The following is a 24674-nucleotide window of genomic DNA, read 5'->3' on the forward strand; positions in this document are numbered from 1 at the left end:
TGAAACTCTATTTATTACTTGACCAATTTAAAACAAATTGCCTTTGTTCTTCAGTTTCTGGAGAACTTCTGTGAGCAATATTTGTGGTTCTCTTGAGATAATTTATAGTATCAATCACATTCTGAGATTCAGCAAATTCATGACGTAGTAAATAACATCCTATAACCGTTCCTGTTCTCCCTACTCCACCCCAACAATGCACATACACTCTTTTTCCTAGAGCGATTTGTTCATCGATTTTATTAAGGATTTCAGTCATGAAGTTTTCTGTAGGAACATTCAAATCTTTTATGGCATACCTAAATACTTCTATTTTTTTATTCTTTTTGGCAGCCTCTTTGTATAATGTTATTGAATAATCTTCTAAAATTTCATTGCTAAAGTTTTTTTCAACTTCTTCCATTAAATTAATGATAACATCAATATTGTAATCTAATAAATTATTGATTTTTTCAATTTTTCTGCTTTCCGTTTTGGAACTTGGAATCTCACCTGCAAGTAATTTATTGGGCAAAACCCAATAGGATCTTTCGTAAGGGATAATGGAATTTATCATACTATTTTATATTTCTTTATTAAAAATTTTAGCAAGTTTAAATTTTACTAAGTTTCGTTCTCCTGGCGTTTCATAATGCCTACTACTGATTGCTATTAAACTTTCAGCCGATTTATAGAGCAGTTCTTGTTCATCAATTGGCATTAGACTTATAGTTTCTCTAATGTTATTAAAATATTTTCTTTCATTAGGCACATAAGCATTAAGTACTTTAAGAATTTCTTCTTTGGTAACTGTTTTGTATTCTAACAAAAAATACCCTATGGCGCCATAGTGCAATAACAGTTCATTAGGAGTGCAGGCTACTAATATTTTTAAAAGGTTTAGTTCAAATTCAGATTTCAAGTTTTTATACTAAATTGTTTTAATCTTTGTTGTTAAATTCAATAAAATTAGATTTTAATCAATCTTATGCTTAATCCACAACCTTTTTCAAATTTTACAAACGGGTAACTCACGGGGTTATCTGCATTATCTGAAATACCTATTGAATCACCCCAAATCATAATTTTGTTAGAATGTAAATCACTGCTATTTAGCCAAAATTGAGCTTCTTTACCAAAAGATTTAAATTGACCGTGAGGAGTTCTATAACCTGCTGGATAAGCATCAAAATAACTTTTATCAGTGCCATGCATACTCTCTTTAGGATTTATCCAACTACTTCTAGATTTTAATTTTGAAGCTACTTTTTTATTAAACAGAGATTGTTGAGAGTTTATTAATGTATCCCAATCTTTTGCATTGGCTATACGCCAACCATCTGGTGCCAAACCTCTATTATCAATTATAGCAAAATAATTATATAAAACCATATGATCTCTATTTGTTTCATATATTTTATCTCCGTAGCACCAATATTCCTTATCTACATAACACCAAGCAGGGATTTGGTTTATTGCAGCTTCATGCCATTCATTATCTGTTTCAGCATATTTTATTAAATCTCCATTTTTGAAATATTTTGTAAATAAGTTAGTGGACCAAATTTGTTTTCCAATGGTATGATAATATATATCTAATTCATATTTTTGTCTATCTATATGACCCGGCAAATATTTAATTTGGTTTTTTACTATTCCAAGTGTCTCTTGATCTATAGAACTTAATTCTTCAGAAATTTTTAGGTGAAACAAAGCCTCTTTGTACATTTTTAAATAGTAGTAGCTCATCCCTACGTAGAAATGAAAAAGGTGGTGATTTGGAAATAAAGCAACATATTTTTTAGATGTTTTTATTAAATCCCAAAATTTTAGACTATGATAATTTTTCTTTATTTCACTTAGAACAAAATTTATATCATTATTTTGTTTTTGAGTAGTTTCCGAAAATTCTAAAATTTTCGATTGTACTTTTTTTTCTGGGTTGGAAAATACTTTTAATTTAGAAATCTGTTTCTGATTATTTTGCTTTGGGTATTTTATTTTTGATTCTGATTTAATTTTTTTACTGACCATATACTGAAAAAGACCATTTGCATCTTTTAAAAATAAAATTAAATGTCTTTTAAATTTTTTTCTATTGTTTGCATCTTTTTGTAGTTTGGCCAAATCAAATGGTTCCATATTGAGATTGATAGAGCCGCTAAATGCTGAATTAAAAATTTCATTGAAATAATCAACTAAATTCATATTAAATTGATCTTTTGATGAAAAATCAATTATATGGCTAAAATCTGTTAATATTATTGGGTTTTGCTTAAATATTTGAATTTTTTGATTAAATATAATATCATCAGTATCCTTTATATTCCTTATTTTATTTCTTACTTGTTCAATTCTTCTTAAATTTTTTTGAACACTGTCAATATTAAAATTACGCTTACTATCAATAATAGATTTAAATAAATTCTTTAAACTATTTCCTAAATCATTAGATATATCCAATAAATTAGTATCTTTAGTATTATTAGTACTAAAACAGTTTGTATTGAGGTTATTAACTGCCCATTCTACCTCAATACTTTTATAATCTTTTGATTTTATACCCAATTCAGTGTCGGGTATTATTTCACTTGATTGAGTGTTTTTTTTATCAACAATATCTGCTTGTAGAAATTCTATTGAGTCTATTTTTTTATTTGTGCTTGATGGGATTGCGTTTTCAAATTGTATAAATTTTCCAGTAACTGTTCTATATCCAAATACAAACTCTAAGTAAAATTTTTCATATTCGTTAAAATCTTTAAATAAATTATCCCACTCTAAAGTATTATAATTTAACATTTTTTTTATAAGTTGATGAACTACATATAAAGGCTGTTTAATATTTTCTTCTAATTTTGAATAAGCAGATTTTGCTTCTATCAGGTATTCCATTTCGTTATTAGATATAAAAAGAAACAAATAAGAAATGACCTCGCTTAATAAAATATCATTCTTATTTTCTAAAAAACGTGCTTTGTTTTGATTAATTATTTTGAAGCCTTGATCATGTCTATCTAATTTAAAATAGGAGATAAATACCCAAAAATGCTCCCAATACAAATCTATATTTCTTTCATTTTTATTTTCATAGTCATTTACATAACCTGATGGTGTTTGGATTGCTTTTAGTAAAAAAAATAATGATGCGGTTTCGTCATGTAGAATATTTTCTTGATGAATTGATGAAAGAATATTAATTGCACTAACCAAATCTCTATTTTCAAAAAGTAAAACTACCGCTTTCTTGAACTTAATTTTATAATAGCCAATTAATTCATTCGATTTTAAACCATTTGTATTAAAATTTATATTTCTTTCTCTGGCGTCAAACTCTAACTTTTGTTTATTTAAGTCATCAATCAACAAACTATTAGCAAAGGAATCTAATTGAATTCTTTCTGAGGCATCAATAATACCGTCTTGTAAAATAACATCTAATTGTTTGCTAAATTTAGTGTATGCTTGTTTATCACAATTAAAACATCTACTTGCTATTGTATTAAAATACTCCTGAGAAACATCTGATTTGCAATTAGGACAATTTACTATTAAGTCTCTTCCCCTAAGTAAATGTTTTCCGCTAAACGTACAAATAATAATTTTTTTGGTATCATCTTCAATTTTATTAAAAGTAGCATTTCCAGCAACTTTTATTTCTTCATTTTTACCAATAATATTTCCAGAAATTATATTTTTATCCCCAATAGTTGCATTATATTTACCATCGTTATTATTGTTGGATCTAATTTCTGGTTGTTTTGTTCCGCAATCTCCACAGAATTTTTTATTATCTTCTATTAGAAGATTACATTGAATGCAGTTTTTCATAATTAGATGAATACTATAGATAACGCTTTAAATTCCCCATTCTATCCCTAACTTCTGTTCTACCATCAGTTTTTCTAATAATTAAATCGGTACCTGAAAATCTAGCTTCAATTGCATTTTCGGTTATCGTTCTAATTTGGTTCCCATTGATATCTCTTGTTTCGACTTTTCCATTTATAGATGTAACTAAAAATATCTTTTGAGCATCATCATAGGTACCAAAACTCACATTGTCTGCAATTCTTCTTCCTGTATTGCCATAAGTATCGCAAATGAACAAGGTTTGATTTGAAATTTTATAATTCATATTTTTGTTTTTTTAAATAAAATTCAGATAGAAATTTTGTTGCTTTTTTTATTTCTTTAGATTCCTTTTTTATTAGCTTCTCAATTAAAGCTTGTGGTTGCTCTTTTCTAAAAGATAACACTATTACTAAAATTGAATTTCCAGAACCAAAGAATTACTAATATAAGCATTAATCGATTTCATGCAATATTTTTTAGTTTTTACATTTTCATTAAGTAATTCGTTGGTTATTTAAATTACACTATTTTTTTTTAACAAATATTTTGAAATTTTACCTCTTATTTCATTGTTTTTTATTTTTCCATTGATAACTCCTGAAGCTATAAAAAACAATTCATGCCCTTTAAATTGCATAGCCCACTTTTTTTTATCACCACGGTAACTTTTTAAAATTCCATTAATTGTAGTTAATAAAATATCTATTTCAACTTTAGAAGGACTAATATCGGTTTTTAACTTAAATTCTTTATTTTCTATTATATTATTTACTGCGTGATTCTCAAATTTTTTATGATATTCGATTTGCAATTCCTCCTCAAGAACATTCTCTTTTATTTCAATATTTTTGGGCACTTTATGCAATCCGAAAATGTGTCCTAAAATAAACATTTCTTCTTTATCAGTATTTTGAATTAAATCAAAATAATCACTTCCCGAATGAAGAATTAATAAATCGACTACCTTTACTAATGGGAGCAAAGGTCCTTTTACATTTTTACTAAATTCAGCATATATCGATTTTGCTTCCTCTAAATAGCTGTTTTCTCCCTGAGAAAAATAACAAATAAGATAAAAGGTTACTTCACTTATTAAAACATCATTATTTTTATCAGCAAAAAGATTTTTATTATTTTCAATAATTTCATATGCTTCACTTACTTCCACTTTCTTTAAATGCGGTAAAAAAGCCCAATAATGCTGCCAAAATCTATCTATATTTCTCGAATGGTAATTTGCTATAGCAGTTTCAGGCAATAAAATTGCCTCTAGTAAATAATATAAATTAGCAACTTCATCATTGAAAGAGTTTTTTAAAAATACATTGTTTAACAATTTAAAACCTTGTTCTATATTATCTTCCTCAAAAACATACTTTAAAGCACGATTAAATTCAATTTTATGGAATCCACTCAAAAATTCACCACTTGTGATTTGTTTACTATTTTGCTTTTCCTCTACCTCTATTTCATTTTTTTTATCTTCATCAATATGTAAAGACATAGCCAAGCTATCTAGAGTAATTCTTTCATTTGAATCTAATATTCCATCCGATAAAACTATTTGCACTTGTTTTCTATAGGAAGCTAAAGCTAAATTATCACAATTTAAACACCTGTTCGATTTCGGACTATAATATTCTTGGGCAACGTCTTTATTACAACATGGGCAAACAATGCTATTTATCATTAGCAATCGTCTACCTGAAATAGAACAAATGACAGTTTTTTTTGTGTCATCTTCTATTTTATTGATAGTAGCATTTCCAGAAACTTTTATTTCTTCATTTTTACCGATTACATTTCCAGAAATTATATTTTTATCCCCAATAGTTGCGTTAAATTCTCCAGTTTTATGAAAATTTAATTTAGGCTCGGGTAGTGAAGTTCCACATTTTTTGCAAAATTTTGATGCGTCATCCTCTTCAGATTGATTGCACTTTAAGCAGTTTTTCATTAATTAACTCTTTATAATCCGTTTAAAGCCGAATGAGCATTACTCCAATATAATTCTAATTTTTTCATTACTTCTTCAAAGGGGTATTCTATCCGCATATCTTTGGGTAAAGAGTAATAATGTTCATTACCGCATTGAATTTTATTTATAGTATCCTGTAAAAAATTTTCACTAAAATAAAAAGGCGTTTGTTTCTTTTTGTTATTTAGGCTTTCTTCTATAATATAAATTTCATCATTTCTTAATAAAAAAAGTTCTTTCACAGATAATCTGCCTTGAAAAAAAAGTAAGAGTGTTGTTTCGTTAACTTTCGCATATATAGATTTTCCTGGCTCAATAAAAGCTTTTAAATAAAGTCTTTCTTTAGTTAAATCATTTTCGGGGTCTTTGCTCTCTACTAACTCCAATATAGAACCTTCTGAATTAATTAATTGAGGAAAACCTTCTTCTGGGTTTGCAAACTTAATAGGTTTAAAACTAGGGTTATCATTTTCTAGAATTTCATCTTTAATCTCAATTACAGAATCTACTAATATCCATTTATCCCTTTGGATTTCTCCAATTACTTCTACACTTTTCTTATTAAAAGTATAGAAATATTCATCATTTATATCTAATGTATCTTTTCTATAGAGTTGATAATTTTTAAAATCGTCTGTAACTAAATAGGCTTTATAACCATCAGATTTACTACCGCCGAACGTACCTTTTATTATTATGACTCCTTTGTACTTTTCCATTTCCTTTATATTAAGATTCACTTCCGCAATTTTTACAAAACTTAGTATTTTCTATTAAATCACTACCACAATTTTTACAGCTAGCTAACTTAGAGGTTTGAGCGGTTTGATCTGAAAATAATATAGTTAACTCAGGAATTGTACTTGCCGGAATCCAACTGTTAGACAAAGGTGAAAATATAGAGGTAGCTGCCACAATTTCTCCACTGCGTATCATGTTTTTTAAAACATCAATTTGTCTTGGAATTGCTTGTTGTCCTGGTATATTTACAAAATAATCATTTGGAGGTGGTGGGATATTTGTGTTAGCAGATTGATTTACTACTCCATAACTATTATTTCGAGTGGTGTAGTCTAGTGCTTTGTCTTGAGTATTGTCCATTCTATCCTCTTGTCTTACTAGTCGCTCCTTATACTCTTCTTTTTGTTGGTCTTTACTTCCAACTAAATGACCTGTCATTGATGATGTTGTATCGGCTAATTTCCCAAACATCCTTTCCAATCTATCTTTGTCATTTTCCGCCATTGCATCCTTTTGAGCATTACTCTGTCTGATATCCTCAATTCTTTGCTCATTAAGTTTGTTGAACTGCTCCATGTGTTCCTTTTGCAGTTCATTATTGTGCTTAGCGGAAAAGGATTCAGCAAATTTTTGTGCTGCTATTGGATCAAGCTTTTCGTTTGCTGCAATTGCCATTAATTGTTCTGCAGTCAAATCTTTAGCTCCTTGATATTTAATAGCGACTTCTTTAAGGCGCTTTTCTTCTAGTTCTTGTATATGTAATAATTCTTGCTCTTTTGTTTTTAAAACATGCTCTTGATCCCTTTTAAAAACTTGCTGAGCTCTTTCAAACCTTAGTCTTTCATCTTCTTGTTCTATTGCTAATCTCTCACGTTCTATCTCTAGTTGATTTTTAGCTCTGGTTTTATCTATTTCTATATCTTGTAGTAAACCAGCTTTGGATTTTTGAAGGTCTGTATAAAAACGAGAATCTTTATAATCATCTTCTTTTTTCCATTGTTCAATTTCTAATTCAGTAAATCCTATTTCAGCTTGTAATGCCTTTCTTTTACGATCTAACTCTAGTTCTATGCGCTTGTCACCAATTTCATATTCCCATTCTAGATTTTTACGGTCAATCTCTAATGTCTGATTCAATTGAATAATATCAATAGCATGAAAACGCACTATATCATGATCTTCATTTCGCTCTCGAATTGAGCGCTTTAGGTTTTCTAAATCTTCATCTCTAAGTAAACCTGTTTTTTCAATCTCAATTAATGCCGTTTGAATTTCATTTTCATTTGTTGCTTCTCTAATGCGTTTTTCTCTAGAAAGCACCATATAAAATTTTTCTAGATCATCTTCAGATAACAAACGTTCTTGAAATATAGATTGACTTTCTTTATCAAAATCTAACTCCGTTCTCTCATCATGTAGAGATCTATTATTATTTATCGCTTGGAGCTCCTTGTGAAATTCAAAATCGTTTCTTGCTTCGAGAAGGCGTTGTGCATTTTGTTGCAATGACAAACGATTATTAAATTCATTCAAATGAATTAGATTTTCTAATTCTCTTTCAGACAAATACAATTCTCTACTTAGAGCTCTAAATCGCTCTAAATCTTCATTACTAGAAGATATTGATATAATTTTTTCTAGTTTTAATCCGTAAAAAAGATCCTCCGCTGTTGCATTTATTTTATTTGATATCTTTTGAATTAATTCTGCAGAAAGTCTATTTTCAGTTACTTCAACATCTTGCATTACATCTTGAATAGCTGCTTTTATTAAGGAAAACAGCTCATTATGTATCATTTTTTTAGTAACACTTGTATTTCCACCTAAGTAGTGCTGTGCAAATTTTTTAAAATCATCAATTTTAAAATAGGCATCAACCACAAATTCCATATCTAACAATTTGGTTTTGATAATTAAAGACTCCATTTTATTTCCATCGGAATCTTCATTTCTACCAAAAGGAATTTGAAAACTTTTATCTAATTTTAGTGTAACTGCAAAAACTTGATTTTTTTTCATGTTTTCAATTACACTCGACAACGTAGTTTGCTGATTTGCATTTGAAGCATTATTACTATCTATTTTATCTTTAACTCGAGTACCCATTACTAAATTAGAAATAAAACGAAATCCATTTCTTAAACCACCAGCTATTCCTCCTTCACGAGTTTCTAGGATTTGTTGTAACTGCTCTGGCTCAACAAAATCATAAGTACCGCCACTCAACTCTCCAACAACTTCTCCATTAGCTTTTATATAAGCAGTGCTTCCTTCATTAATAATGATTCCCTTAGCCGATTCGTATTGTATTAAATCTTTTTCATCAAATCGATGCGCTATTTCCCCGTCTTGAATGTTCCAAAAAATTCGGTCTTTTATTACAGACATCGAAGAATTTTCTACATTTTCTTTATTTTTTTGATTATTTATATTATTGCTTATAACTTGGTTAGAAGTTCCACATTCTCCACAAAAAAGATCACTTTCTTTAATTGGATTATTACATTTTGTACATGAGAGTGTTGAAATATTTTTTTTAACAGACGATTGTAAATTAAATCCACACTCACCACAAAAAACATCTGTAGCACTATATATACTTTTACAACTTGGACAATTCATATTATTTATTTTGATGTTAGTATTGATTTTATTTTACCGCGTTTATCTGTAAAAACAGAATATGTGGTTTGTATATTTCCATTTTGATTTTGATACATATAATTAAAAGTTTCCTCACCAAATTTTGATTTTATCAGGAACACCCTTTGAAGACCCCGTTTGTCTACATTAAAATTTTGATATAAATATGAATCAACAGTTTTTCTAATCTTTAAAACCTCATTATTAACTAAATTTCTTACATCATTTAGAATTCCTTTTTCTAAATTTTTAAAATCAATTTCTTTAATTTCAGGTTTTGATTTAGTATATGATTTTGATTTTATACTATTATTTTTTAATGTATTATTACTACTTTTTCTAAACATTGATTTACTAGAATCTGATGCCTTTAGAATAGGATCTCCAAATAAATTAAACTCTACAGCTGAAGTTACTCCATAATTATATTGTTCGTCTGGACAAGCATCAAATACATCTATCCTAGCTTTAGACAAAGCCATGCCGCAATTTATGTTATCAAAAAGAGCATCTATAAATGATTTTGCTACAATGTCTGCACTACTAATGTTTGATGAACAAGAACCAAAAGCCACTCTGCTAGAACCTACAAAGGCAAGTGTATTATTATTTAATGCACTATTTAACATTGAAGATTGTTTATTATAGTCTATAAATTTAGCACCATAGCAAGCTTCAGTAATAAAAAAATTGGGATTAACTGCTTTTGCTATATGTTTTGGTGCTACAGCCCCACCATTATCCCCATAAAATTGAGAAGCATTAGGAGCATTACTACCATGAAGATTGTAATAATAGAGCTCAGCCGATTCATCGTATACATTATCCACTGAGTTTATATCAATTTGCGGTGAGGTATGAAGTATTTTTTGAGCATTTGCATTTTGTATTATTTTTTCAGAAGCACTTTTCCAACTTAATGCCGTCATCCCAAAACAATTATTGATCTGAACATTTGTTAAAAAACTATTACTTGATCTATCTAAATAATTTTTTAAATCATAAATATCGCTATCTGTTGCAAAAGGAATTCTTCCTACATTAAGCAGTAAACTTTCTTTGAAGATATTTCCATTCCATAATAATAACTCAAAATTATCAGTTTTAAGATAAGAATATGGCATATCTGTATCAATTTCAAGGTCATCTTGGTAGCATCTTGGCTCATTATCAATAATCGCCATGGGAACCACATCATGTCCTCCTACAATAAAAAGATATTCCGCTTGAGAATTATCATTTTGAAAATCTTTCAGCAATTCTACATAGCTTTTCCAGCCATCATCAGCGTCTATATTGCTGTAGGAATTATTGCCAGCATCAAGCAGAATATATTGATGTCCGTATTCCTCTACCTGTGAGATGTAGTTTAAAATAGTCGATTCCACTTCTTCTTCTCCGCAATTTAGCCTCTTGGCTAGTGCATTTAAGTTAGTATAGATGATTCCATAAGAGTTATAGCCATTATTAAAAGATTGATTTCTTAAAATTTCAAAATTAGACTGGTCATTATTATTATTTGACTCATTTTCATAGTTATAACTTTCAATTTGATTACTTGATGAATCGCTTAACTTATTTTCTAACGTGTTAAATAACCTTATTAATTCAGTATAACAATGACCATAAGCTCTACCGTTGGATGAATTTAAAAAAGAGTTTAAATTTGTGTCCGAAATCTTTTCAAAATTACCATAAGCATCAACTTTTAAAAAAGTCTTGAATGCTCCTATGGCATATAGAACATCTGAATTATTACCATTCTTAAGCTCTGAAATAAGTAAATTTACTACTTTTTTCAATTCATCCTCTTCTTTAGCCCAAGAGTCTGAATATCTGGTTTTAAAAGCTGATCGTAGAGTATTCTTTATTTGATCTATTCTTTCTATCAATAAATTTAATATTCCACCTTTCAAAGCACGAAGCACTTCAGAAGAATTATCTTTGGATTCTTGGTGATGAGTAAAATTTTCTAATCCCTCAAGATGATTGCCACAATTATGACAAAATCGTGTGCGTACGTGTTGTCTGAGGTCTGCTCCGCAGTGGTTGCAAAAATTCATTTTATTGTAGTTTTTACAAATATATTATCTTAAATAGTTTTACAAAATTATCAAATTTAATTTTGTAATGTATTATTTATTTTTCTTTTTAAATAAATAGCATATTGGCTCATTTCATCCATAAGTTTTTTCACATCAAGGTCGGAAGCATTTGGATAAATTTCTTTAATATTATTTTGCACTTTTTCAATATGTTCAATTGCTCCAGAATAATTATTCGCTACAAAATTTTCAGACATTACTTTTAATCCTTGATTTAAAACTGCAATGGCATATGCTTTTTTTTGCTCTGCTTCCAGGATGAGCTCTATTTTCCCTTCTTTAGGCAACCATTTTAAAAATGCTTTTTCTTTTTTCTCAATGTATTTTGATTGATTAGGATCAAAATACGTCATTTTTATTATAAGAGGAGCTTTTTCTATTGTTTTATCCGGGTTATTTAAATCAAACTTCAATAAACCGATACCTTGTAAACCAGGATAAATTGCATTTAATTCTAATTGAATCGTATTGTTATTTACTTTCTTAAAAGGATACCCATACAATTGTTTAAAAATAATTTTATCATTGTATTCTACTTCAATCTTTACATCGCTAACGCAAGGGCTTAATAAGCTGGTTAATTCTTTTTGAAAAACAGATGCAATATTTTTGGAAGAGCCTATAAAATTTAATAATCCTCCACCTGTTGTTGCTAGTTGGGATAGTAACGCTTGGTTATAAAATTGCCCTACTCCTATAGCAGATAATTCTATACCTTTATCATTGTACTCTTTCGATTTTTTTATAGTTACAAGTGGGTCGTCGGCACCATAACCATCTGTCAACAATACCAATCGATTCGTTCCTTTTGGTATTTGTTTTTTTAAAATTTGATTATAACCCATAACCATTCCATTATAAATATTGGTACCACCCCCTGCTTCAATGTCTTCAATCATATCTTTTAAGTATTTACCATCACCTACCGGCTGTGAAGGCACTAAAAGGGTTGCTTCGTGATCATACGCTATTAATGATACTATATCTTTGGATCTTAATTTACTAATAAATTGTAATAATGATTTTTTAAGAGCTCCTATTCTATCATCTCCTTCCATTGAGCCGCTTTTATCAACCACTAATGAAATATTTATTGGATCTCCTTTTAAATCTATGTTCGCTGTACGAATTTTAAACCGTAATTCTAATACAGCTTCTTTTGAAAGTGCATTTATGGAGTCGTTTGCCCATTTTAATTTTAATTCTATAGGGTCAGTCGGTTCGGGATATTGTTTGGATATGAACTCTCTAAAATCTTTTAAAAAAAGTTGGTCAGGGGTAGGAACAAATCGCTCGGGAAATTCTAATTTAGGATCTGGATTGTAAATAATGGTTGATTCTGAATTTGAAATTCCTCTTAGATGAGAAAAATTCAAAACATCAACTTCCTTTTGGTATTTAAAATTAATTAAATATTTATTTTTGTTTGGTAATAAAAAAGAAACTCGACCATCTTTATCCATTTTCCCCTTATAAATCTTATTGGTTCCCAGCATTTGAAGATAAATCAATTCCTTGCTAATATCGTTTCCACTTAACTTATTTACTTTAATTTTTACAGCAACTCGAGAAGAAGTCCCTTTTAATTCTTTAGGAAGTATTTGACTAATTGTATCATTAATTACAATTTCTTTTAAATCTGTTGGCTGGTATGTAAATTGCAATTCATATATTCCTGATTTTTTTGTGTCTACATAATCAAAACTTTCTATCCCATCAATATCAACTTCAAATTCAGTGTTTATTGGAACTACAAAGTTTGCTATTCCTTGTTCGTTTGTTTTACCTAAAAATATTTTTTGTAGTTTATAGCTTGTTAGGTTAACATAAAAATTTTTAAGTGGATTATCATCATCTTTAACTACTTTTAGCTTTACAATAGCAGTTGTTGACTCATGTTGTGGATCAATTAGTTTTGTCTGATCTATTTGAATCAAATTAAATTGTTTTCTATCTATTTTGGCTCTATGTGTTCTTTTATAATGTTCAATATCATATGTTATTAGATTTTTACCTGTTGAATAACCTTTATCTATACCATAAATATAGCAACAATTTTTCATTTCAAGAATATTTACTGCCCATTCATTCCCAGTTGTTATGTTAAAAACTACTTCACCTTTTGTATTGGTGTTTTTAGAGACTCTTTGTTTTGATAAGGTTTCAATTATTGTAACCGGTATATTAGCCATTGGCTCCTGCTGATTATTAATCACCTTGATTGTTTGAACCCTTAAAAAATTTGATTGTGAAAATCCAATAAAATTTAACAGTAAAAAAAATAATACAATCGTTTTTTTCATAATTTAAATATTTTATTTCTAGATAACGAAAAATATTTGTTAATATTTTACAATTACACTAAAACAAATCAAAACCCATTAAAAAAATAATTGGTTTCATTTAACCAAAAAAAGAAAGTTAAAAAAGGATTGGGTCATTTAATTTAAAAGTCTTCTTAATCTTGAAAAAACACTTCCAAATCAAACAAAATTTTACTTGTTAAAGTTTCTCCTAAATTATTATTGTTTATAATATCAAAAATTTGGTTTACGTTATAATTTTCGTTTTTTAAATAATTCAAAACAAATCTTTTCCAGATAGCTCTAACTCTTTTATTCATCGTTTTATGAGTTAATACCCAGTCGAATAGTTCATTTGGTGTTTTGGTTTTTAATTTATTTTTTTCCATTTTATATTTTTTTTATTTAAAAATTGTCTATATCAATCGCTCCTAAATCTACTTCAGGATAACCAAATTGTTTGATTAATTCTTCTTGCATATAGTTAAGCCCATTTGGATTGATGCAAAAATGCAATACCTGCTCTATGTTTTTTAACTCTTCTTTTAAATGACTATTGGACTTGTTTAGTATGCTTGCAAAGGCTCTAAACTCGTCTTTTGCAAGGTAGATACCATCAAAAATACCTAATACTTTTTCGGAAAATAAGCGGTATTCCATAAACGTTCTAAAAATGCTTTGTATATCAAATGGATGTAGTTTCTCTTTAAGGGAACGCGCATATGCTTTGGCATCGAGTTGGTCCATAATTGTTTCTTTAAAATCTTTCCATTTGTTATACTGAACTTTTGAAATAAAACGACCCTCTTTAAAATCATAATAACTACAATTGATATCTAAAGCTTTCATTAAAGCCGTTATCATTTGCAAACGGTAATATCGAGAAGGATTGTTTTCATATTTTTCAAAGGACCATTCTTGTATTTTGGTATCATAGGTGTATAAATCTAAAAAGGTGTCTAGTAATTGCTTTTCCATAGTTTTATTATTTATTATATCCAGTCAGAATCTATTTCATCAAGGTCTCCCACTGGGTAGTTGTATTTTTCTATCAATTCTTGCTTTGTAATATTGATTTGATTAGGATTGATTAGGTATTCTAGTATATTGTCTATGGCTTTGATATCGGATTGAAGTTTGTTATTAATGGTATCAATGATTAGTATTGGATATCTATTGTTCTCTGAATATTCCAATACGCTATCCTTTACACTTGTTAGTTTTTGCAATTGCATTCTATAACTGAACAATATTTCAAACATAAATTGACCATCAATTTGTTTTTTTTCTTCAGTATTGATTGTTTGAAAAAGTATGGGGTAGCTCTTTTTTATTTTGGTTATCAATTCGGATTGCACTAATTGGTTCTGTCCCAATAGAAATTCTCCATACTGAAATTCTTGATAGGAACAGTTTATTTGTAATGCCTTCATCAAAGCCTCTATTGCTTGTAATCGATACAAACGCGGTGGATTATTGGTGAAATTATCCTTTGACCATTTACCTATATTATTGCTTAAAGTATAGATTTCTAAAAAACTGGTTAACAATTGGTTTGTCATATGTTTTAAAGTTAAAAAATACATTGAGCAAGTTCCTTAAATCTGCAAAATGGATTTGCTAATTTTATTTGTTTTGGTGATTTACAATCTGGTTCAAAAATTGAATCATTAGCCACCATAATAAAAATAGCTTTAGCCCTTGATACTGCAACATTAAATCTATTAGGAGAATATAGAAAGTCCATTCCTCTTGGAGCGTCTTCTGGTGAAGAAGTAGCTACTGAATAGATAATTACTGGAGCTTCTTGCCCCTGAAACTTATCTACAGTACCGACTGATATGCCTTCAACTTGTTCTACTATTCTCTGCACCTGTGCATTATATGGTGATATAACTTTAATATCTTTTTTTGTTAGTACTGTTTGTCTATTTTCACTGTTATTCCATTTTATATCTCCTTTAGTAAGTTCATTTACAATTTTAATTATTGTATCAACTTCTTCCTGCGATGAGTTTGTATTACCTTTATGATTTACATTTACACTTACATGAAATAAGCCAGAACCTGCAAATTTGGTATTTCCTATAATTGACTGATTGCGAAGTTGATCTCGTGCATGTAATTTATTTTCATAAAATATTTCGGAATCAAAGTCACAAATAGTAGGATGCATCCTCCATGTTTCTTCTAAAAAAACACCTTGCTCTGGAGCTATTGTTTGACGACCATTAATTATATGCTCTAAAGCAGAAACTTCTGTTCCCTCAGGATGCACACCTTGTTGCGGCTGTTGTAATTGTTGTGGGTCTCCTAGTAAAATAATGTTTTTAGTTGATTTTGAAATAGCAAGGGTATCAATTAAAGCCAATTGACCTGCTTCATCCACAAATAAATAATCTACAGTATCATTGTAATTTGCAGTACTCCACATAAAACTAGTTCCCGCGACTACATTAGCTGTATCTAGTTGAGAAAGCATTTTAGTATTATCTGAAAAAGTTTGCCAAGGATTATCTTCTTCAACACCCGAAGAAACTTTTTGAATCATATTTATTCTAAGTCCAATTTTGTCTGCCTCAGATTGAATTTTTTCTAACAAACCTGTAATTACTTTATGTGATAAAGCTGTTACTCCTATTTTTTTATTTTCTTGGATTAGCTTTATAATCATATTACTTGCTGTATAACTTTTGCCTGTTCCAGGAGGTCCTTGTATAGATAATATTGAGTTATCTAATTTTAAAGACCAATCCGTCGCAAGCTCCAATGTGTTACCTGAGTTATTTACCACACCGTTTGTTCTAGGTATATTCCTTAATAGCAAATCTCTAGCAGCTCTATAATTAGGTAAATCCGATTCAAAACCATTTTCTACAATCCACTCAGCCATTTCTATGATAGCATTTTCTTTATCAGTTGTTGGAAAATCTTCAAAAGGAAAAATAGCTATAGGATGCTGTCCTGCTTTGGCTATTCCTTTTTTAATTTTAACTTCCCGACGTATTAAATCAATACTATCCACTATCCCTGCACTTTCTCCATCTTGATTCTTTATTTTAGCATTCTTTTTAATATCGGATTCTTGATTTGGGAAAGTATATGTTTCAACCAAACTACTTTTCACTTTTTCGGATTGGCCTGTAAATTGCAAATAACTAAGAGCAGCTCTTTCTTCTATTAGTTCATCAGCAGGCATGGATAATAACCTGAAATATTCCCACCAAAATGATTTTTTCTCACGACGGTACCAATTGAGCATGTGTGCCAAAATAAATTTTGCTTTATCAATACTCGTAATTCTCTCCGAACTATTTTCAGATACACCATCCATTAATGCATCGAAAATAGGTTTAATTCTTTCCATATGTGCATTAATGCCTTCACTTGCTTCTCCATCAACTATCTCAGGCCTGGTAATTTCTGTGCCATTCGCAATTAAACTAGCTCTTAATTCTTCCAACCATACATGTAAATGGTAGGTACTTACACAATCATCTTGATTGTATAATTGAATTCCTTCTATCATATCTTTTGTTGCATCGTGAAGATTTTGTGTTTCTAATAAAAATTCATATTCAGCTTTAAGTTTAGATAAAGTTCTTAATTCCATTTCTCTGGTATATCCAAAAAATTTCTCTAAATCTTTAATTGAATATTTCTCTACACTTGCTCTAACAGATTGTCTTACTATACCATACAAATCAATAAATTTACCCGCTCTTAAAAAGGAATCTATTTCTGTCTCACAGGTTGCGTATTTACTCATCAATCGTTTAAAAGCGGTTGTTTCATAGGGAGCATAATGATAAATATGTAAATTAGGTTCTTCAACCAATTTATTAATTGTAAACGATACAAATTTTTCAAAGGCAGACTTTTCTTCCTCTTCATTTTTTGCCCAAATGGGATAATATTTACCCTCACAGTACCATCCAAATAGATATTCTAAACCGCCTGGTTCTATCATTGGATCTCCTTCTAAATCCAAATAAATATCTTGTTTTGTCGGTTCAGGAAGTTTATTAAACCCTTTATTAGGTTCTATATTTAATGTTTCATAGATGTTTCTGGATTCCTCCCTCCCTTTATATTGTACTCTAGCTTGTTCTTTTAGTTTTTGATAGGTATCAACAGCTCCTTTCATTGGAACAAAGTCATTTGGAATATCCCAATTTGCAAATTCTTTTAACGTATGTATTTGTTGGTTTTTAATTTCTTTAATTTGAGCAGTACCCATACCTGCAACAAAACCAAGATGATCATCTTGTCTTCTTTTTTTATTACATTCTTCCCACCAATTACAAATATCACAATGTGTTATTGGTTCTGGATAGGTTGTAATTTCATTTTTAATTGCTTCTAATAAACGTTTTTTTGCTAATCTTACAAATGAAATATAATCATCAACTCTATATTCTATTTTGCCCTCAGGATTTTGTACCCACATTTTTTCGGGCATTTGACCTTGAATAGATCCTATTTTTTCTGAATAGAGTGCAATTTGTAAAATTGTACCAGCGCGAGTTTCAGTAGCTAGTTTTGTATCTAAAACTTCGTATGACCAATTTCCTAACTTGCTTGGTGTATCTACTTTTAAAATAAAATCGGCCCAACCACCCCATATTCCATTTTCTACAAGCCGTGCTTGATATATAACATCAATTCCATTTTCCATAGCGGAAATGGTGTCTTGTTCTGCATTACTATTCTCTTGATTAATTTCTACAATCGATTTACCTTGTGCTCTTAATTGACTTAGAAATTCTTGCTCAAAATTTAAACCTCTTTCGCGCAACATGTCTAATACCCTATTGCTGTAAATTGGTTTTTTTAATTCTCCTAAAGCAGCTTTTTTATTCAAATTAGTTAAATGTTTGCAACTAATGTGATTGGCTAAATCAGATGGGGAGAATATTATAGTATTATTTACTTTTTTCATATGTTTAATTTTTATTTTGTATTGCCAACTCTCAAATTATTGTAATTTATCGCTAATATATTTTTTGCATTTTACTTTATTAACTCATAACCATCAGCGCTCATTACAACAATTCTGTTGTCGCTTGTTTTTATAAGTTTAACCATATCTTTTAATTTCGTTTGAAGTTTTATTATATTCTTACTTGGATATGTTGTTAAATCATAACAATAAAGTGCATTTCTGTTTAAAATAAATGCATTATCATTTATGATGGAAAAGTCAACAATAGGGTTTGAAAAAGTAATTTTATTTTTCCAATCCTCCATTTCTTGAATGTATTCATACATTGCTCCATTTTCTCCTTTTAACAATTCTTGTTTTTCTTCTGGGGTTTTTGAATTGTATTCCGTTATTTGCTCTTTAAGAAAATCTTCCTCTGAGCTATCCTCTTTATTTACAAAAGGACCTTCTATTTCTTCATTATAATTTTGATCCCGATTAAGAACATAATCAAACTGAACTTTTTTTTCACCTAAAACATTCAAATGTTGTGCTTGACCAAAATCTCCAACTGTAGACGATTTGATTCCTAACCATTTTTCATTTCCATCTCCTTTTACAATATGCTCGTAAGTACCATTATCAGGAAGATTAATAGTATTAGTATGAATTGGAACTCTAGGATTGGAAATGTCAAATTCAAAAATATATTTAGGAAATACTATATTGTCTAACAGAATCAACTTGTTACCTACAATAACTATGTCATCTATTGCTTTGTTTTTTACGGCAACGATAGGTAAATTGATTTGTTTGAATTTAAAGTCAACTTGACTTAAGTCTAATAAAGAACAAAGTTCTCCTAAACCATTTTTTTTCTTTTTATAGGCTCCACCAAGATATACCACATCGTCTTTTATGGCAATGGAACTAAAATTAAATTGATTGTTAAACCCTATGTATTCTCCATTTTCTCTATACATTTTTAACGCTTTTTCTTTAAAATTGATAGACACAAATATTCCATGCTTTTGACAATAAACAGTCTTGGAACCATAAGGTATATCAATTGAACCTAGGTTTATTATTTGTTCTTTTTCTATAGTTGCAACGATGCTTTGAGTTTTTTGAGGGATTATAAATAGGTTTTTCATATCAATGAATGTATTTATGGTTAGTTCCAATTTTCATAAATCTCACTTCCTTTATCCTCGTCTTTGATGACATTAATAGAACGTGGTATTCGCTCCTGTAGTTCTGTAACATGAGAAATAATACCTACAATCCTATTTTCTTTAAATAAAGATTGTAGCGTTTCGAATACTACAGCTACACTTTCTGGATCTTGAGTTCCAAATCCTTCATCAATAAAAAAGAAATTTTTATTGGTCTTATTTAGGGATTGTACACTTTCAGCAAGGGCTAATGCCAAACATAAAGATGCCTGAAATCCTTGACCACCAGAAAGTGTTTTCACACTTCTAGAGGCACCATTGTTTAAATAATCAATAACTTCAAACTCATTTGAAGTATTGATTTGTAAACTTAATTGATTTTTAGTCATACGATGAAAACGCACATTGGCTACATCGGCTAAGTTTTGCAAATAAATACCAGACACATAATTCACAAACCCTGCACCGCTAAACATATTTGACAATGTTGAAAGATTCGTTGCACGGGATTCTAATGCTACATATTGAGTGATTAAATCGGCTTTCTTATCCAATTCTTTTTTCATTTTTGTCAATTCGCTTTCTAAAGTAGCAACTATCCCTATTTGAACATTTAGAGCTTCATTAGCCTCTTTTGTAGCTTGTTCTTTGATTTCATAACTATGTTTGTCGAAAACTTGACCCGATAATATTTTTTCTAATTCTTCAACTAATGTTTTTGCGGCTCCTAGCTGAATTATATATTGATTTATCTTATCCATTTCAGTTCTGACATCAATATTCTTTTTTAAAATAAGCTCAACACTCTCTATGGAATCAAATTGATGTGTTTCTAATAAACCATTTATTAAATCATTTGTTTGTTTTAACTGTTTAGTGATAACTTCAATTAATTCTTTTTGAGAATCTAAACGACCTTTAAATACTGCTGCCTTTTTCTTGTCTTCCTCTATTGTATCTGAAATTAATTTATATTCTGATGCAACTAGAGTATTATTTGCCACTAACGCATTTTTTTCAGATTCAATAACTGCTACTTCTTTGTTCTCATAATCATTAAAAATTAGCACCTTTACTTGAGATAATTCATTTTTAATCGCTCCAAATAGTGCCGATAAATCGGATTTTATTTTATTCTGATTTATAGTATGACCTTTTATCTCCTCAATTATTTTATCTAAAGAAGCTCTTAAAGTTTTTTCATTAGCTTCAAGGCTATTAATATTAACTTCTAGCTGTTCTTGTGTGTTTTTTTGCACTTCAAAAGAGGCAAAATCTGTTGGACTGAAAGCAGTCCATACAAATTGTTCCAGATGATTTTCCTGTTTTTGTTCAATATCGATTTTGGTTTTTTTAAACAATTCCAATTGGCTTTTAGAATGCGACCATTCGATTTGCATTTTTTGAGCCTTATCCCAAATTCCTTTAAGAAAAAGTTCTTGTTTTGCTAACTCAATAAATGAGGTCTCAATTTCTGAAATTTCATGGGAAACATCTGTAACCTGCATAGGATTTGGATGTTCCAAAGCGCCACACAAAGGACAACTTTCGCCCTGATGTAAACTATGCGAAAATTTAGCAAGTTCTTGAGCTACTAATAATTTATTTTTAGCTGTCCCAAGGTCTGTCTTTTTAGCTTCTAAAACATTGTTTTGTGATTTTAAATCCTCTTGCCAATTCTCAGGAGAGAGTCCTAACGTTTCGAAAGATGTCTTAAAATTAGTTATCTTTTCAATTTCATTTTTAATATTCTCAATACTATCCGTTAGACTTTTTTGAAGAAAAAAATGTTGTGTAAACCAATCTCCTACGGCTAACAATATTGAAGTGTCTGTTTTTTTTAACTTCAAATCAGCAATCTCTTTTTGAATGGCTGTTAATTTATTTTTCTCAGCCTTCTCCTTTATAGAAAAGGCTTCTATTAAATCATTTTCTGTTTTAATATTATCTTCAAAATCCTTACTTTCTGATTTCAATTTTAAAACTTTAGCTATTGATTCTAAATCCAAAACCATTTGTTTTGACAATTCCAAATTATTAAATTGAGGTTGCAATTCAAGTAATAATTTTTCGTTAGTCCCAATAGTTTCTTGAATCGTTTTAAAATGATTTTCTGTTGAAGCATAATCAGCTTTAGCGTTTACAAGCGCAATATTGGATTGGCTTAAATTAGTAAGATTAGTTCTAAACGCTTTTTCTACTGTTTCAAATTGCGTTACTTCTGCTTGCAAAGTATCCATTTCAGACTTCTTCAAAGTCAATTCTGACAAAAATGCTTTTCTTTTTTCAAATTCTTCAAAATTGGACTTTAAAGTAGTTAAAACTGTAAATTCTGCTTCTACTTCTTTATGAATTTCTTTATTTTTTTCTAATATTTCAGAGGCTTTTTGGTATTCCTCTACTTTTAATTGTATGGTTTCATTAGATATAGTTTCATAACCCGAAAGCTGACCTTTTAACTGATCCAAACTGGATTTCGTTGCTGATTGAAGTATTCCTACTTTTGCACTTAAATCGTATTTATGAAGATGAAATATTTCTTTCATCATATCTGAACGATCTTTTCCTTTTAATTCCAAAAACTCTTTAAACTTCCCTTGAGGAATAATAATCGTTCTTCTAAAATTATCATAAGAAAGTCCAATAATTGGTGTTGCATCTGTTGAATCTAACGGAATCCAATCCTGACCAATCATTTCATAAGCCGCACGAGATAAAGGAGTGGTTTCATCAAATTTTTTTTTGCGATTCCAATTTGCCACAAATTTGAATTTTCTGTCTTCATAATTCAAGAATTCAAAATCAATAGAAGCTTGATTGGATTTTAAATTCAACATATTATAGGAGCGCTTATCTGTTTTATTTAATCGTTCTGTTTCACCATACAAAACAAAACCAATAGCTTCTAAAACAGAAGATTTCCCTGAACCTACTGCACCAAAAATGCCAAATAAACCCGCTTCTGTTAATGCTGTAAAATCAATAATCTGTTTCTTCTGATAGGAGTACAATCCTTCGATACTTAATTTTAATGGTAACATAAATGGTTCGTTTATAAATTTTTATTGGTAAGTCCTTGTACTTCTTTAAATAAATCTAAAATATCATCATTGGGTTCTTGCTTGTATTTTGATATAAAGAAATCTTTGAAAAGGCCTTGAATGTCTTGTTCAAGATTTACTCTTACAGCTGTGTTTTCATCGTCTGTAGCAGATTTTGAAATCACTGGAATAATATAGATGATACCATCATGACTTTCATGAATTCTTTTTAAATCTTGATTAGAAATAAAAGTATCACTTACCAAAGTTAATTCCACTAAGCTATACGGATTGGCCAATAACCACTCAACGGATTCATCAATAGACTCAAATCTTTTGCGATGTAATTGGCGCCCTGATAACAATTGTAACTCTTTATATAAAACTGGTTTATTGGGTTCGGCTTCAATAAGTATAACCTTTTTATCCTGTCCTGTTTCTGAAAAGCTATAAGACAAAGGACTACTAGAATAAATGACAGGACTATTATGACCGCCCACATTTTGAAAACGATGCAAATGACCTAAAGCGGTATATTGAATTTGTTCAGGAATACAATCGGTATAAACAATGTCAGCATTACCAATTTTTAATGGTTTTTCGCCCTCCGGTTCTTCTAAAATTTCACCCTCACGCTGCAACATATATAAGTGAGTTGTTAAAACATTAACCCCTTTAGTGTCACAATAAGTATCTGCAAGTTTTTTCCAAGAATCCATTAACAATTGATTCAATTGCAACTCTTTATCCTCATTTCCTAAATATGTTTTTAAACGAATTTCATTTGCATAAGGAGTAGCAATTATTCGTATTGGATAATCGTATTTTGGTAATTTAATTTCAAAAAAACCAACATCCGATTTTGTTATTTCAAAGCCATTCTCAATATTCATTGTAGGAACTTTTACATCAAGATTTCCAATAAAAATAATTCCACATTCTCTTGCTAATGGATATGGAGCATCAATTCTATCTGGACTATCATGGTTACCAGCAATTGCTATAACAGGACGTTGTCCATTTTTTGCTAGTTTTTTTAAAGTTTTATAAAATAAATCGACAGCCTCCACAGGAGGATTAAATGTATCAAATAAATCTCCTGCTATTACAATTACATCAGCCTCTTGATTATCTGCAATTTCACAAATTTCACTTAGAACTAATCTTTGCTCTTCTGTACGTGAGAAATGATCTAGTTTCTTTCCTAAATGCCAATCGGCGGTATGCAAAATTTTAATACTCATATTTTAATCTTTTTTTAACCTACCAAGGTTTTATTTTTAAATAATATTCTGAAAGCGTTTTTATCAATTGTTCCGTTTCTGTTTCAATGGCTAATGTTTCACTAAACTCCACAAGGTCTTGTGCTAATTGAATCATTTTATTTCTTGCCTCTAAGTCGTTACAACCCGTTATATCATTAGGTCCAGCAAATTTTAATTTATAATCTTTAAACAAATGTCTTTCTTCTGGTATGTAGAAAAAACGATTGTAATCTAATACATCCACATCATATAAAATCTGTTCTTCAAGATTAGTCTCATCTGCTTTCAAAATAATGTTAGACACCGTTGATGAAAAATGATGCTCAAATCCTTTATTTATCAAATATTTATAACAACAATAAGCACTATCTAGTTCCCACTCATCAATTCCATTATCTCCACGCATGGCATCATGGTACATGATAGCATAATAGGATTTTTCAATATAAAGGGTAATTGCATTAGATTCATAATAACAATATAAACTATCTGCTAAAAGCAAACATCTTAGGATATGAAATCTGCCATGATGGCTTTCTAAGTCAAAAGTTTCTTCATGTTTACGATATATTGGGGCAATGTCTTCTTTAAAAACAGTGAAGGCATTATTTAATTGTGGAGGAATCATCTTAAAGTAATTTTGCGCAAAAGTAATAGTGTAAGTT

Annotated in this window: 17 protein-coding genes; all 17 read right to left on the reverse strand. The window is 29.5% G+C overall.

Annotated elements, in window-relative coordinates; all coding sequences use genetic code 11:
• Positions 1 to 7: 7 nt before the first annotated feature.
• Positions 8 to 556, reverse strand: coding sequence for a protein-tyrosine phosphatase family protein (locus CLV55_RS04380; RefSeq protein WP_112112536.1), 549 nt, complete (start codon positions 554 to 556; stop codon positions 8 to 10).
• A 6-nt stretch (positions 557 to 562) separates the two neighbouring features.
• Positions 563 to 901 (reverse strand): hypothetical protein, encoded by a 339-nt coding sequence (locus tag CLV55_RS04385; RefSeq protein WP_112112537.1) that lies wholly within the window; start codon positions 899 to 901, stop codon positions 563 to 565.
• Positions 902 to 948: 47 nt separating this feature from the next.
• The gene (locus CLV55_RS04390; RefSeq protein ID WP_112112538.1) at positions 949 to 3810 is read right to left on the reverse strand and encodes an FISUMP domain-containing protein; all 2862 of its coding nucleotides are present in this window, start codon (positions 3808 to 3810) and stop codon (positions 949 to 951) included.
• A gap of 13 nt (positions 3811 to 3823) precedes the next feature.
• Complete coding sequence (locus CLV55_RS04395; protein WP_112112539.1) at positions 3824 to 4117, reverse strand: hypothetical protein; 294 nt, start codon at positions 4115 to 4117, stop codon at positions 3824 to 3826.
• 231 nt (positions 4118 to 4348) lie between these two features.
• On the reverse strand, positions 4349 to 5791 hold the full coding sequence (locus CLV55_RS04400) for a hypothetical protein (protein ID WP_112112540.1): 1443 nt from the start codon (positions 5789 to 5791) through the stop codon (positions 4349 to 4351).
• 11 nt (positions 5792 to 5802) lie between these two features.
• Positions 5803 to 6531 (reverse strand): hypothetical protein, encoded by a 729-nt coding sequence (locus CLV55_RS04405; protein WP_112112541.1) that lies wholly within the window; start codon positions 6529 to 6531, stop codon positions 5803 to 5805.
• Positions 6532 to 6541: 10 nt separating this feature from the next.
• Entirely contained in the window at positions 6542 to 9175 is a 2634-nt protein-coding gene (locus CLV55_RS04410) for a GYF domain-containing protein (protein WP_112112542.1), read from the reverse strand.
• 5 nt (positions 9176 to 9180) lie between these two features.
• Positions 9181 to 11259 (reverse strand): hypothetical protein, encoded by a 2079-nt coding sequence (locus CLV55_RS04415; RefSeq protein WP_112112543.1) that lies wholly within the window; start codon positions 11257 to 11259, stop codon positions 9181 to 9183.
• Between the two features lie 56 nt (positions 11260 to 11315).
• A complete protein-coding gene (locus CLV55_RS04420; RefSeq protein ID WP_112112544.1) occupies positions 11316 to 13604 on the reverse strand; it encodes a vWA domain-containing protein in 2289 nt (762 codons plus the stop codon).
• Positions 13605 to 13759: 155 nt separating this feature from the next.
• Positions 13760 to 13993 (reverse strand): hypothetical protein, encoded by a 234-nt coding sequence (locus CLV55_RS04425; RefSeq protein ID WP_112112545.1) that lies wholly within the window; start codon positions 13991 to 13993, stop codon positions 13760 to 13762.
• 16 nt (positions 13994 to 14009) lie between these two features.
• The gene (locus CLV55_RS04430) at positions 14010 to 14582 is read right to left on the reverse strand and encodes a hypothetical protein (protein ID WP_112112546.1); all 573 of its coding nucleotides are present in this window, start codon (positions 14580 to 14582) and stop codon (positions 14010 to 14012) included.
• 14 nt (positions 14583 to 14596) lie between these two features.
• Positions 14597 to 15166: a hypothetical protein gene (locus tag CLV55_RS04435; RefSeq protein WP_146739531.1), complete on the reverse strand. Its 570-nt coding sequence runs from the start codon at positions 15164 to 15166 to the stop codon at positions 14597 to 14599.
• Positions 15167 to 15177: 11 nt separating this feature from the next.
• Positions 15178 to 18546, reverse strand: a complete 3369-nt coding sequence (locus CLV55_RS04440) for a TM0106 family RecB-like putative nuclease (RefSeq protein ID WP_112112548.1) — start codon at positions 18544 to 18546, stop codon at positions 15178 to 15180.
• Positions 18547 to 18617: 71 nt separating this feature from the next.
• On the reverse strand, positions 18618 to 19682 hold the full coding sequence (locus tag CLV55_RS04445; RefSeq protein WP_112112549.1) for a hypothetical protein: 1065 nt from the start codon (positions 19680 to 19682) through the stop codon (positions 18618 to 18620).
• 20 nt (positions 19683 to 19702) lie between these two features.
• A complete protein-coding gene (locus CLV55_RS04450; RefSeq protein WP_112112550.1) occupies positions 19703 to 22744 on the reverse strand; it encodes an AAA family ATPase in 3042 nt (1013 codons plus the stop codon).
• 11 nt (positions 22745 to 22755) lie between these two features.
• Positions 22756 to 23988 carry a metallophosphoesterase family protein gene (locus CLV55_RS04455; RefSeq protein WP_112112551.1) on the reverse strand — a complete coding sequence of 411 codons (1233 nt, stop codon included), beginning with the start codon at positions 23986 to 23988 and terminating at the stop codon, positions 22756 to 22758.
• Between the two features lie 19 nt (positions 23989 to 24007).
• Positions 24008 to 24637: a hypothetical protein gene (locus CLV55_RS04460; RefSeq protein WP_112112552.1), complete on the reverse strand. Its 630-nt coding sequence runs from the start codon at positions 24635 to 24637 to the stop codon at positions 24008 to 24010.
• Positions 24638 to 24674 lie beyond the last annotated feature (37 nt).

The sequence above is a fragment of the Flavobacterium aciduliphilum genome, assembly GCF_003268855.1.
In the GTDB taxonomy this organism is placed as follows: Bacteria; Bacteroidota; Bacteroidia; order Flavobacteriales; family Flavobacteriaceae; genus Flavobacterium; species Flavobacterium aciduliphilum.

Bases quoted from the DNA above. Each gene is read 5' to 3' on its own strand.
- CLV55_RS04380 (WP_112112536.1), bottom strand. From the start codon at position 556: ATGATAAATTCCATTATCCCTTACGAAAGATCCTATTGGGTTTTGCCC.
- CLV55_RS04390 (WP_112112538.1), bottom strand. From the start codon at position 3,810: ATGAAAAACTGCATTCAATGTAATCTTCTAATAGAAGATAATAAAAAA.
- CLV55_RS04395 (WP_112112539.1), bottom strand. From the start codon at position 4,117: ATGAATTATAAAATTTCAAATCAAACCTTGTTCATTTGCGATACTTAT.
- CLV55_RS04400 (WP_112112540.1), bottom strand. From the start codon at position 5,791: ATGAAAAACTGCTTAAAGTGCAATCAATCTGAAGAGGATGACGCATCA.
- CLV55_RS04405 (WP_112112541.1), bottom strand. From the start codon at position 6,531: ATGGAAAAGTACAAAGGAGTCATAATAATAAAAGGTACGTTCGGCGGT.
- CLV55_RS04410 (WP_112112542.1), bottom strand. From the start codon at position 9,175: ATGAATTGTCCAAGTTGTAAAAGTATATATAGTGCTACAGATGTTTTT.
- CLV55_RS04415 (WP_112112543.1), bottom strand. From the start codon at position 11,259: ATGAATTTTTGCAACCACTGCGGAGCAGACCTCAGACAACACGTACGC.
- CLV55_RS04420 (WP_112112544.1), bottom strand. From the start codon at position 13,604: ATGAAAAAAACGATTGTATTATTTTTTTTACTGTTAAATTTTATTGGA.
- CLV55_RS04425 (WP_112112545.1), bottom strand. From the start codon at position 13,993: ATGGAAAAAAATAAATTAAAAACCAAAACACCAAATGAACTATTCGAC.
- CLV55_RS04430 (WP_112112546.1), bottom strand. From the start codon at position 14,582: ATGGAAAAGCAATTACTAGACACCTTTTTAGATTTATACACCTATGAT.
- CLV55_RS04435 (WP_146739531.1), bottom strand. From the start codon at position 15,166: ATGACAAACCAATTGTTAACCAGTTTTTTAGAAATCTATACTTTAAGC.
- CLV55_RS04440 (WP_112112548.1), bottom strand. From the start codon at position 18,546: ATGAAAAAAGTAAATAATACTATAATATTCTCCCCATCTGATTTAGCC.
- CLV55_RS04445 (WP_112112549.1), bottom strand. From the start codon at position 19,682: ATGAAAAACCTATTTATAATCCCTCAAAAAACTCAAAGCATCGTTGCA.
- CLV55_RS04450 (WP_112112550.1), bottom strand. From the start codon at position 22,744: ATGTTACCATTAAAATTAAGTATCGAAGGATTGTACTCCTATCAGAAG.
- CLV55_RS04455 (WP_112112551.1), bottom strand. From the start codon at position 23,988: ATGAGTATTAAAATTTTGCATACCGCCGATTGGCATTTAGGAAAGAAA.
- CLV55_RS04460 (WP_112112552.1), bottom strand. From the start codon at position 24,637: ATGATTCCTCCACAATTAAATAATGCCTTCACTGTTTTTAAAGAAGAC.